Below are 11885 nucleotides of genomic sequence, written 5' to 3'. Positions count from 1 at the left end.
TTTTTTATTCTAATAAATAACCATAATATAATATATTTCTTTCGATTATTACATGTTTAGCAAATACCATGCTAATAAAGACACTTTTGCTTCTGACTATCGAATAGGGAATATCCAGAACAATTTCTCGAAAGTTATCTCCTTCATAAAAGGACAATTCTTCACTATAAATACCCAATGAACCAAATTCAGTATTGGCATAAACCATAAATAATCCGGTATTATAGCCACTGCGGTCTGTAATAGAAAAATTCAAATGTATATCTCCTTCAGGCCATAAAGGGCCAACAATGAGATATGTAGTATATTTGGGTGGAAAATTAATCTCTTTCAATGAAGCAGCCGATACAGGTGAAAATCCGGTAGCCAAAGTTAATATACAGATTAGGGCAAAAATTCTTTTAAGCAATTTTTTCATATAAATTCCCCTTTCTATATAATTTAATTATTACACTTAAATCATACAATAATTTACAATTATATACAAGCAAAGCATGGCACTAATATACGTTTTGCCAGAAAGATTTTTTCAATAAATTAAATATTATTTTATGCAATATTTATAGTAAAATGGATTATTTTTCACATCTTAATATATATAAAAACACCGGAATTGATTTTTGTAATATATGTGTTATAATGAAAAACAAATGAAAAATGAGGTGGATTTATGATATGCCATACCTGTGGAAGAGTTATAAAAAATGAAGAAGCAAACTTTTGCGAATACTGCGGTGTATCATTTCGAGGAGAAAACGCATTTGACATAAATTCTTCACCCGTAGCTCCGGTGACTGAAACCGTTATAGTCAATCCTAAAGATAAGCCTGTATCTTTTTTAAACTGGTTTGGGTCACAGTTGCTTATGTTTGTTCCTTATGTGGGATTGATAATGCTGTTTATATGGGCTTTTGGAAACAATACCCCTGTAAGCAAGAAAAACTGGGCCAGGGCTATGCTGGTTATAATGCTTATTTCTGTTATATTGCTGCTGGCAATTAAAAGATCATTAGGGTATGAAGAAATAATTAATAATTTTTTTGGAGATATGACTGAGTATAATAATAGTATTTATTAGAAAACTGCGGAAAAGACCAAAGACAGAGAGGAAGATTATTATGTGTAAAATAAGAACAAGATTTGCGCCAAGTCCTACGGGCAGAATGCATGTAGGTAATTTAAGGACTGCGTTATATGAGTACTTAATTGCAAAACATGAAGGCGGAACTTTTATTTTGAGAATAGAGGATACGGACCAGGAACGCTATGTAGAAGGGGCAGTTGATATAATATACCGTACATTGGAAGGAACCGGGCTTATTCATGATGAAGGGCCCGATAAGGACGGGGGATATGGCCCTTATATTCAGAGCGAACGCGTTAAAAAAGGGATATATCTTGAATATGCCAAGCAGCTTATCGAAAAAGGCGAGGCATACTATTGCTTCTGTACAAAAGAACGCCTGGCTTCACTAAAGCAAACTGTAGGAAACCAGGAGGATGATGACGAAGATGAGGTAAAGGAAATTACAAAATACGATAAACATTGCCTTCATCTTTCAAAGGAAGAAATTGAAGCAAAACTGGCAGCAGGTGTACCTTACGTTATAAGACAGAATATCCCTACGGAAGGGACAACCACTTTCCGTGATGCAATATACGGAGAAATAACCGTAAAAAATGAAGAACTGGATGATATGATACTTATTAAATCTGACGGTTTCCCTACCTATAACTTTGCAAATGTTGTGGATGACCATTTGATGAAAATTACCCATGTAGTAAGGGGCAATGAGTATCTGTCTTCAACACCCAAATATACAAGACTTTATCAGGCTTTTGGCTGGGAAGAGCCGATTTACGTACATTTGCCTCTGATTACAGACGAAAACCGCAAAAAACTTAGTAAGCGAAGCGGTCATTCTTCTTATGAAGACTTAATAGAGCAGGGCTTTATACCTGAAGCTATTGTAAATTTTGTAGCTTTGTTAGGATGGAGTCCGGCCGATAATAATGAGATTAAGTCATTGGAAGAATTAATTAAAGAATTTGATTACCGCAATATTAATAAATCTCCTGCCGTCTTTGATATGGTAAAGCTTAGGTGGATGAACAGTGAGTATATCAAGAAGATGGATGACGACAGATTTTATGAGCTGGCCTTACCGTATATCAAAGCAGTTATACACAAGGATCTGGACTTAAGAAAAATAGCCGGACTGGTTAAGACCAGAATTGAAACCTTATGTGATATTGGAAAGCTGATAGATTTCTTTGAAGAATTGCCTGAATATGATGTAGAGATGTTTACTCATAAGAAGATGAAAACTACCACAGAAAGTTCCCTGAAGGTTTTAACCGACCTTTTGCCCAGTTTTGAAGCTCTTGATGATTATTCTGAAAGTTCTATTGAGAAAGTGATTATGACCTATATTCAGGAACAGGGTATAAAGAACGGCCAGGGATTATGGCCGGTAAGGACTGCTGTATCAGGTAAGCAATCAACACCCGGCGGCGCTTATGAAATAATGAATATAATCGGTAAGGAAGAAAGTTTAAGACGTATAAGAATTGCTATTGATAAACTTAAAAAAGCACTGAACGGTTAATATTTTTTCTTATCATAGGAAGGCTGTTTCTAAATATTAAAAATATAAGAAACAGCCTCATCCTTTTCTTAAATATCAATTCAATGATATTTATAATACCCTGTCTTAAATATTTGCCATATCTGATAATCCAATCGTTAGGAGAATAAATATGAAATTAAATCAGGCACAGCATGAGGCCGTAAGGCACAAGGATGGGCCTATGCTTGTATTGGCCGGTCCCGGTTCGGGTAAAACACTGGTTATAACAGAGAGAACCAAATATCTGATAAAACGGCACAAAATACCGGAAAATAATATTCTTGTCATTACATTCACGCGGGCTGCCGCAAGAGAGATGAAAGAGCGTTTTTTAAAAACTATGGGAACAGACAAAACCGGTGTAAGTTTCGGCACTTTTCACAGTGTTTTTTTTACCATACTGAGACATGCCTATAATTTAGGTACGGATAATATAATCGGTGAAGAGGAAAAGACTGTCTGGATAAAAGATATTGTTAAAAGATTGGGATTTGAATATGCCAATGAAAAAGAATTTATTGACGACTTGCTGTCGGAAATCAGTATGGTAAAGGGCAATAAAATAGAATTGTCGACATATTATTCTTCAACCTGCGGGGATGAAGTGTTTCGAACCATTTACCGGGAATACAACAAAAAACTCAGGCGTAATAACAGGATAGATTTTGATGATATGCTGCTTTTGTGTTATGAGCTTCTTATCGCAAGAGCAGATATACTAAAATTATGGCAGAAAAAATTTAAATATATTTTGATAGATGAGTTTCAGGATATAAATATATTACAGTATGAAATTGTTAAGATGCTGGCCGAACCGGAAAGAAATCTTTTTATAGTAGGCGACGACGACCAGTCTATATATAAATTCCGGGGAGCCAAACCTGAGATAATGCTTAAGTTTCCGGCAGACTATCCGGAAAGCAAAAAAATTCTTTTAGATATCAATTACAGGTCGGGCAGTGAGATTATAAAATCTGCCGGGTGTCTGATATCTCATAATAAAATACGTTATTTAAAAGAGCTAAAAGCCTATAAAAAAACTAACGGACAGGTAATTATAGAAAGCTTTAAAACCATGTCCGATCAGAATAAAAAGCTTGTAGAGGAGATACTTATTCAGGCAAAGGCAGGTATTTTGCTGTCTGACATGGCAATTTTGGTGCGTACCAATCTTGGGGCGGGGGCTGTTATTCACAAGCTTATGGAATATAACATTCCGTTTTTTGCGGGAGATAGCCTGCCAAATATTTTTGACCACTGGATTGCTACAGATTTAATATCTTATATTAGGATTGCCCGGGGAGAAAATGACAGGGAGTTATATTTAAGAGTTATTAACAGGCCAAAGCGTTATATCAGCAGGGATTGTTTTGACAGCCAAAAGGTGGATTTTGATTCTCTTTACAGTTATTATGAAGATAAGGAATGGATGCTGGCAAGAATAGAACAGCTGGAATATGATCTTGCATTGATAGCAGGAATGAATCCTTATGCTGCCATCCAATATATAAGAAGAGGTATAGGATACGAAGATTTCCTAAGGGATTATGCCAACGAGCGAAAAATAAACCCGGATGAACTTATGGATGTTCTGAATGAAATTCATGACAGTGCCAGGGAGTTTAAAACATTTTCGGACTGGTTTTCTTATATACAGCAGTATAAGGAAGAACTAAAAAGACAGAAACAGAATGAACATATAAAAAATCCTGAAGGTATTAACATTTTAACCATGCACAGTTCCAAGGGGCTGGAATTTTCGGTGGTCTTTCTTGTGGATGTCAATGAAGAAATTACTCCCCATAAGAAAGCGGTATTGCTTGAAAATATAGAAGAAGAAAGACGCCTGTTTTATGTGGCTATGACCAGAGCTAAAGATAAATTGTATATATTCAGTTCAAAGCAGCGTTATAATAAAGATATGCTTCCATCAAGATTTATAAAAGAAATAACAACTGACAAAAGTGAAGACGTTGCGACATAATGAAACTTATATCGCAACGCCTTCATTTTTAATTATTAATTTTCCTCGTCTTCATAATCTTCGTAGTCTTCAAAATCGTCGTAATCGTCATAATCATCGAACTCATCAAACATATCATCATATTCCTGAGCATCCAAAAGTTCTTCAAACGCATCGGCTACAGCTTCGAATTCGTCGTCGTCTTCTATATTCAGAAGCTGAGGCTCGTCAGCGTCATCTCCCTCTATATAACGGTATAAGAATACATTGTCTTCTTCTTCGCCTTCAACCGGTTGAAGAGCAATATAATCTTTACCGTCTACTGTAAAGATTTCCAGCACAATGCACTCTAATTCTGTACCGTCGTCTAATGTTAAGGTAATGGTATCATGAATATGATCATGACCGCATCCGCAGTTTTCGTTAGTATGATTGCCCATTTTACTACCTCGCTTTTTATAATTTATTCCCTTTATTCACCAAGGAATATAAATAGAATGTATCAGATTAAAGAAAAAAATGCAAGTAAAATAATAGAATTATAAGAAAAAAATATATTGACATTGTACTAAAATATTTTAAAATAGAAACGTAAAAACCAGCAAATAAAAGATTTTTAAGAGAGGGGTACATTTGGGTGGCGACTACCAAGGGCTTTTTTAAGGACGCCTATGCGGATTTTGATGATGATGGTTTTACCAGAAACGATGCAAGAAGTCAAAAGATGGGAGAAAATCTTAAAACGAAGCTTCCGCCTGATAAACATCCGGACAAATATGAAACCTTGAAGCGACTGGAAAGAGAAAAGAAGGCCATGCAAAGGAAACTTATGGATGAGGAGTACGGAAAGCAAAAGCGTCAGATAAAGCAAAAGAGGAGAGAAATAACAAACTGGACAAAACAATATCAAAACGGACTGCTGGATGAGGATGAATTTTCGGATTACTAGAAGATGAATCCTTGGCATAGTTAGGTACATATGCTATACTGTACATAATATATGCAACAGCTGATTATGCAACATCTTAAGAATTTAATTCTTAGGATGTTTTTTTAATAAGTAAAATATGTGTCTTTTTATCTGGCAAAAAGTTTTTGATGACAGATTTAAGGATTTAATTTTTTGGAGGATTTATTATGCCCGATGCACAAAAGGAAGTTAAAATTTCTGTCAGGAATCTGGTAGAGTTTATCATGCGTTCCGGAGATTTGGATAATACCAGGGGTGGAAAAATCGATACGGAAGCTATGCAGGCAGGGAGCCGGATTCACAGAAAAATTCAAAAGCAGATGGGAGCAAATTATACTGCGGAGGTTCCGTTAAGTATTACGGTTCCAATAACTTATGAAGACGTTTTATTTGACTTGACTGTTGAGGGCAGGGCTGACGGTATTATATTAAACGAGGTAAAAGACAGAGTTGATTCTGATAAAATATCAGATGAGTACGAGGAGTTACCGGAAATTACAATTGACGAGATAAAAGGTGTCTATATGGACCTGCATATACTTAAGGAACCGGTGGCTGTGCATCGGGCTCAGGCCATGTGTTATGCCTATATGTATGCGGTTAAAAATGGTCATGAAAAAATAGGAATTAGGCTTACATACTGCAATCTTGAAACGGAAAATGTGAAATATTTTGAAGAAGTGCTTTCATTACAAGATTTAGCCGAATGGTTTGAAGAACTTATAAATGAATATGCCAAATGGGCGGTTTGGCAGATGAAATGGGTTGTAAAAAGAGATGAGCAAATAAAAAAACTGGACTTTCCTTTTGCATACAGAAAAGGACAGAAGGAATTGGTTACCGGTGTATATAAAACCATTCTCAGAAAGAAAAAGCTATTTATCGAAGCGCCTACCGGTGTTGGCAAAACCATATCAACTGTTTTTCCTGCCGTAAAAGCAATGGGTATGGGCATAGCCACCAGGATATTTTATCTTACCGCAAAAACCATAACTAGGACCGTTGCGGAGGAAACCTTTCGCTTATTGGCACAAAAAGGCCTTAACATGAAAGTAACAACCATAACAGCCAAAGAAAAGATTTGCATTCTGGCAAAACCCGACTGCAACCCCGTATCCTGTGAAAGGGCAAAAGGGCATTATGACAGGATTAATGATGCGGTTTATGATATGCTGACAAGTGAGAATGAAATATCCAGAGATTCGATACTTTACTATGCAGAAAAACATAAGGTATGTCCTTTTGAAATGTCCTTGGATTTAAGCCTGTGGTCAGATGCTATTATCTGTGATTATAATTATGTTTTTGATCCAAATGTGTATCTTAGAAGATTTTTTGCCGCTGACAAAAAGGAGGATTACGTTTTTTTGATTGATGAAGCCCACAATCTGGTAGACAGGGCTAGAGAGATGTACAGTGCAGTTTTATATAAAGATGATTTTCTTGAGGTAAAAAAATTCATAAAAGAATTAAGCCCAAAACTAGCTAAATTACTTGATAACTGCAATAAGGAACTTTTAAAACTTCGCAGGGAATGTGATGAATTTGAAGTATGGGAGGAAATCAGTTCATTTTATTTTTCTTTATTAAGGTTAATGACTGAGTTTGAAACATTTTTGCAAGAAAATGATATCAACGAAGGCAGGGAAGAAATTCTGAAACTTTATATGGATATTCGGCATTTCATGAATATATATGAGCTTTTGGATGATAACTACAGGATTTATACCGATTATGATGAAAGCGATAAATTCCGTATAAAGCTTCAGTGTATGGATCCTTCAAAAAATCTTTCAGGCTGCTATGAGAAAGGAAGAAGTGCGATTTTATTTTCCGCAACCCTTCTGCCTATAAGATACTACATGGATCAGCTTGGCGGTACGGATGAAGACTATGCCGTATATGCACCGTCATCGTTTAGCAAAGAAAACAGGCTGGTAATGGTCGGGGCAGATGTAAGCACAAAATATACCCGAAGAAATGAGAGAGAATACCGGAAGATAATAAAATATATTAAAGAATTTACAGATGCTAAAACAGGAAACTATATGGTTTTCTTCCCTTCTTATCAGATGATGCAGGCTGTAGCGGATTTGGCAAAAGAGGAACTGGAGGGTCTTGTAATACAGGACTCCAATATGACCGAAGGTGAAAGGGAAGCTTTTCTTGAAAACTTTGTCGAAAATCCCAAAGAAAGCAGAATAGGTTTTTGTGTCATGGGAGGAATTTTTAGTGAAGGAATTGATCTAAAATACAGCAGGTTAATCGGTGCGGTTATAGTAGGAACAGGATTGCCTATGGTATGTAATGAAAGAGAATTATTTAGGAATTATTTTGACGAAAAGAAAGGGAAAGGATTTGATTATGCATACCTGTATCAGGGCATGAATAAAGTCCTGCAATCGGCCGGAAGAGTAATCCGTACCAATGAGGACCGTGGTGCCATTCTTCTGTTGGATGAGAGGTTCCTTTCACCTCAATATTACCAGCTTTTTCCTGGAGAATGGTTTCCGTTTGAAATTGTAAATCTAAATAATATAAGAAATACAATTAAGTCTTTTTGGGATAAATCTTAATAGTATAAGGTGCGGCTGTTAATTCTAAAGTCAGATTCTTTGGCTAAAAAGTCCCTTCCCGATATAGCCCGGTAAATTACATTGGTAAGATGAAACCATAATGCTCCAATCACCCCGCCAATGATGGCATAGACTATATCGTCAATGTCGCATCTGGCGGGGATTATGAAATATTGGAACAATTCAATGGCGGACGGAAGTAAGAGAAGAGATATAAACCGGATTAATTTTGATTTATTTCTGAGCAGTAAAATCACATAAAATCCGTACGGGATATATGTAAGTATCCTGCTTAACAGGTAAGTTGTTATATCGCTAAACGGTACCATGCGGTTAATATAATCTTCAATTAGAGTGGCTATAGACCAAAAAGGAGTGAAGTTATAGCTGTCCGTTTTCATACGGTAAACCCAGGGGAAGGCATCAGCCGCAAAAGAACCGTATATCAATATACCTAAATAAAAAAGAATAAATATTATGCTTACATTCCGATAGAATGTATGGAAGTTTTCAATTCTTCCGCCGTAATCAAACATATTGCGCAAAAAACAGTGGATGGTCGGCACAAGCCAGTTTAAAGCTACTATGCCGATTAATGTATTGGTATAAGGTATCAGGGTATCGGCCCCTAAATAAGTAAGCAATGTTATTATAAATGAAATAAACAAAACCAATATTGTGTAAATAAAGCAGGGTTCAAAATTTAATGATATTTCCGAAAGTATATAGGTACAAATTATCAGCGCAACAGCGCTTATTCCAAGAATAAGATATTGTGAAGCCAGGAAATAATAGGCTACGAACTGAACAATAATGCTTATAATACTTAGGAAAACAATAAGTGAGGATATTTCCATATTAGAGCGCCTGCGCATGGGTACACCTGCTTTCATTATATTATCATACGTATTTTTCTCGGAACACAGCGTATAGCAATATGTGAACTAAAGGCAGGAGTTTCGCCGTCTGTATGAACCGCAGCTTTCCGGTCTGCTATAATTTCAATATTTGAACATTTAAAATATTCGACACCTTTAATGTGAATATGTTTTCCGAAAATTATGGTAGGAAGTAGTAAAAGTATTAGAATGCGGGAAAGACCGTGGACCAGGCAGACACTTAATTTACCGTCCGCCGGATCGGCACCGGGGGCCATCTTAAGTCCGCCACCTTCAAAGGGATGAATCATTCCGGATATAAGAAGAACATTTTTATATGTGCCCTTTTTAATACCGTCCACAATAACAGTGGCATTAAGAAAATCTATACCAAGCACCTGTTTTATTGCTATTGCAAGATATATTAGCTTTCCGGCACCAAACCTGTTTAATTTCTTTTTTAGTTCTGATGACTGAACTTCTACGCAGACATTTGCGTCATATCCGATCCCGCTGGAGCATCCGAATTTTCTGGATTTCAGATCTTTTTCCTTAAAAAACATTTCTCCGTAATCCAAATATACGAACTTTTTAGGTTTCAGTATATTGGACAGAGCCTTAATCGGATCTTTAGGAATATTTAAACTTCTGGCCAGGTCATTGCTGGAGCCGGAAGGAATATATCCCAATAATACTTCGTCAAAATTGTCAATTCCGTTAAGAACTTCGTTAAGAGTACCGTCACCGCCTAAAACGACAATATTTTTAATGCCTATATACTGCAGGCAGATTTTTCTGGCAAGTTCTGTGGCATGCCCTTCATGATGTGTCATGTCCGCAGTGTATTCAATGTTTTGGCGATCTAACTCTTTTTTTACTGTCCACCAGTAACGGATTCCCTTACCGGAACTTGATTTTGGGTTGATAATGAAATGATACATCTACTAATAATCTCTCCTTGCCTTTTATCTGCCGATATAAAATTGATAATTCAATATTATATTATATCGGTTTTATTGTCAATAATTTGCACATATAATTATTTTTTGTTCAGAAAATTAGGATGTTGAATTTAATATATGTTTATCTTTTTTTGACGGATACAGGCACAGAATTGTCCTCACATCATAAGATATATAGAACAAAAGAGTATTATCGGTGTTATGTATATTTGAAAGGAGAATTTAGAAAGGAGCATTTGGATGGATAGACGGATGTATCGCCAAATAGGACGCGGCAGATATACCGCTCCGTACAGACCGGCCCAGCCGGTATGTGATGACCTTATAGACAGGTATACACCGGATAATGACTGTGGGTGTGGAAAAGACAGAAATTACTGCGAAGATGATTTCAGGCCTGAACATTTCCCGATAGGGATGTGCTATGTTCCGTGGCAATGTTTCAGGGATTTGTACGAAAACGAATTTGTCGCCCTGGAAAACGGAACACTGTTTAAGGAATTGGATAAAGACTGGTATGGAAGGGGTTGTAAGTAGTGGATAAGACCAGCAGAGAGAAATTGTTTGCCTGTATTACAGCAACCAGCTTTGTCCTGGATGATTTAAGGTTATACCTTGACACTCATCCCAATGACCAGGAAGCACTGGACTATTGGAGAAAAGTTCAAAGAGTAAGAAATGAAGCTGTAGAGGAATATACAAAATGCTTTGGGCCTATCTACAGCTATGATGTTGATGTAAGCAACAGGTGGACCTGGGTAGATGAACCTTGGCCATGGGAGGGAAGGTGCTAGTATATGTGGAGTTATGAAAGAAGATTACAGTATCCGGTAAATATTAAAGAGCGTAACCCCAGACTGGCTCAGGTAATAATGAGCCAATTCGGTGGACCTGACGGTGAGCTTGCTGCTTCCATGCGTTATCTGTCACAGCGTTATTCGACAAAAAACAGAAAGGTTGCGGGTATTCTTACCGACATAGGAACAGAGGAACTGGCTCACATGGAGATGGTCTGTGCCATAGTTCACCAGCTTACGAGAGACTTGACACCTCAGGAAATTATGGAGGGTAATTTTGAAAGATATTATGTAGATCATACTTTAGCCTTGTGGCCTCAGTCTGCAGGTGGAATACCGTTTAACTCTTGTTTCTTCCAGAGCAAAGGTGATCCTATTACCGACATGATTGAAAATATGGCAGCAGAGCAGAAGGCAAGAACAACGTATGACAATATATTGCGGCTCGTCCATGATCATGATGTATGTGAACCTATTAAATTCTTAAGGCAGAGGGAAATCAACCACTTCCAGAGATTTGGCGAGGCCTTAAGAATTATAACCGACGAGTTGGATTCAAAGAACTTTTATGCAGTCAATCTGGATTATCTACCGGACTTGCGTAAATAATTTTATAAAGCCCAAAGGCTATTGGCTTTTGGGCTTATATTTCATATAAAAATATCCAGAAGAAAACACAATGATCATTAATACTATTTTAAAAATTTGCATAGGTAAAGTGGTAACCCGGGTAATTTCATTAGATGCCTGAAAGAATGATCGAATCAAAGCTGAAATAAAATCTAATGAAGAAGTAAACATTTGAGAAAAGCCGGCTATAGCTAAAATTCTTTCACTATCTTGTAAGATTACGAACTGCCAATAATATAATAAAACTGATATTATTCCAATAGAATTGGCCAAGGATATTGCTATAACAGGGTTCTTGATAATCTTTGCATATTTCATACCTGCCCAAAACCAATATACAAGCATTAGAAAAGGAGCCAAATAGATAAGAAAAGGTATAAATCGTAATATGAAATTAAGCATATAACCTATCAAAGTTGGAGATGTAGCTATTAATATTAACTTTGTTTTATTCATCATATCCTCCCGTGAATTATAAT

Annotated in this window: 13 protein-coding genes; 8 read left to right on the top strand and 5 right to left on the bottom strand. The window is 36.5% G+C overall.

Annotated elements, in window-relative coordinates; genetic code table 11:
• Nucleotides 1-4 precede the first annotated feature (4 nt).
• Nucleotides 5-418 carry a hypothetical protein gene (locus tag HHT355_RS11490; protein ID WP_103203585.1) on the bottom strand — a complete coding sequence of 138 codons (414 nt, stop codon included), beginning with the start codon at nucleotides 416-418 and terminating at the stop codon, nucleotides 5-7.
• Between the two features lie 252 nt (nucleotides 419-670).
• On the opposite strand from HHT355_RS11490, the gene HHT355_RS13755 reads away from it, so the two are divergent.
• From HHT355_RS13755 to HHT355_RS11475, 3 genes are all read left to right on the top strand, one after another.
• Entirely contained in the window at nucleotides 671-1078 is a 408-nt protein-coding gene (locus HHT355_RS13755) for a hypothetical protein (protein WP_199179193.1), read from the top strand.
• A 40-nt stretch (nucleotides 1079-1118) separates the two neighbouring features.
• Complete coding sequence (gene gltX / locus HHT355_RS11480; RefSeq protein ID WP_103203584.1) at nucleotides 1119-2609, top strand: glutamate--tRNA ligase; 1491 nt, start codon at nucleotides 1119-1121, stop codon at nucleotides 2607-2609.
• A gap of 151 nt (nucleotides 2610-2760) precedes the next feature.
• Nucleotides 2761-4614 carry an ATP-dependent helicase gene (locus HHT355_RS11475; protein ID WP_103203583.1) on the top strand — a complete coding sequence of 618 codons (1854 nt, stop codon included), beginning with the start codon at nucleotides 2761-2763 and terminating at the stop codon, nucleotides 4612-4614.
• A 35-nt stretch (nucleotides 4615-4649) separates the two neighbouring features.
• On the opposite strand, the gene HHT355_RS11470 is transcribed toward HHT355_RS11475, so the two are convergent.
• Nucleotides 4650-5033, bottom strand: a complete 384-nt coding sequence (locus tag HHT355_RS11470; RefSeq protein WP_103203582.1) for a DUF1292 domain-containing protein — start codon at nucleotides 5031-5033, stop codon at nucleotides 4650-4652.
• A 197-nt stretch (nucleotides 5034-5230) separates the two neighbouring features.
• Between HHT355_RS11470 and HHT355_RS11465 the strand changes: the two genes are divergently transcribed.
• Both HHT355_RS11465 and HHT355_RS11460 read left to right on the top strand, forming a co-directional pair.
• A complete protein-coding gene (locus HHT355_RS11465) occupies nucleotides 5231-5542 on the top strand; it encodes a hypothetical protein (protein ID WP_103203581.1) in 312 nt (103 codons plus the stop codon).
• A 188-nt stretch (nucleotides 5543-5730) separates the two neighbouring features.
• Nucleotides 5731-8139: an ATP-dependent DNA helicase gene (locus tag HHT355_RS11460; RefSeq protein WP_103203580.1), complete on the top strand. Its 2409-nt coding sequence runs from the start codon at nucleotides 5731-5733 to the stop codon at nucleotides 8137-8139.
• Here HHT355_RS11460 and HHT355_RS11455 read toward each other — a convergent pair.
• Both HHT355_RS11455 and HHT355_RS11450 read right to left on the bottom strand, forming a co-directional pair.
• On the bottom strand, nucleotides 8136-9014 hold the full coding sequence (locus HHT355_RS11455; RefSeq protein ID WP_158245960.1) for a VanZ family protein: 879 nt from the start codon (nucleotides 9012-9014) through the stop codon (nucleotides 8136-8138). The two genes, HHT355_RS11460 and HHT355_RS11455, sit on opposite strands and share 4 nt — an antisense overlap.
• Nucleotides 9015-9031: 17 nt before the next feature.
• Nucleotides 9032-9958, bottom strand: coding sequence for a diacylglycerol/lipid kinase family protein (locus HHT355_RS11450; protein WP_103203578.1), 927 nt, complete (start codon nucleotides 9956-9958; stop codon nucleotides 9032-9034).
• A 261-nt stretch (nucleotides 9959-10219) separates the two neighbouring features.
• On the opposite strand from HHT355_RS11450, the gene HHT355_RS11445 reads away from it, so the two are divergent.
• Genes HHT355_RS11445 through HHT355_RS11435 form a run of 3 tightly spaced genes read left to right on the top strand, consistent with a single transcriptional unit; the run spans nucleotide 10220 to nucleotide 11385 of the window.
• Nucleotides 10220-10516 (top strand): spore coat associated protein CotJA, encoded by a 297-nt coding sequence (locus tag HHT355_RS11445; protein ID WP_242967667.1) that lies wholly within the window; start codon nucleotides 10220-10222, stop codon nucleotides 10514-10516.
• The gene (locus HHT355_RS11440; RefSeq protein WP_103203577.1) at nucleotides 10516-10773 is read left to right on the top strand and encodes a spore coat protein CotJB; all 258 of its coding nucleotides are present in this window, start codon (nucleotides 10516-10518) and stop codon (nucleotides 10771-10773) included. The genes HHT355_RS11445 and HHT355_RS11440 overlap by 1 nt, the downstream gene beginning before the upstream one ends.
• Before the next feature lie 3 nt (nucleotides 10774-10776).
• Nucleotides 10777-11385, top strand: coding sequence for a manganese catalase family protein (locus tag HHT355_RS11435; protein ID WP_103203576.1), 609 nt, complete (start codon nucleotides 10777-10779; stop codon nucleotides 11383-11385).
• 18 nt (nucleotides 11386-11403) lie between these two features.
• On the opposite strand, the gene HHT355_RS11430 is transcribed toward HHT355_RS11435, so the two are convergent.
• Nucleotides 11404-11862 (bottom strand): hypothetical protein, encoded by a 459-nt coding sequence (locus HHT355_RS11430; RefSeq protein ID WP_103203575.1) that lies wholly within the window; start codon nucleotides 11860-11862, stop codon nucleotides 11404-11406.
• Nucleotides 11863-11885 lie beyond the last annotated feature (23 nt).

Origin of the sequence: Herbinix hemicellulosilytica, assembly GCF_002904165.1 — a bacterium.
Lineage (GTDB): Bacteria > Bacillota > Clostridia > Lachnospirales > Lachnospiraceae > Mobilitalea > Mobilitalea hemicellulosilytica.
This window is presented reverse-complemented; position numbering and strand designations above follow the sequence as displayed.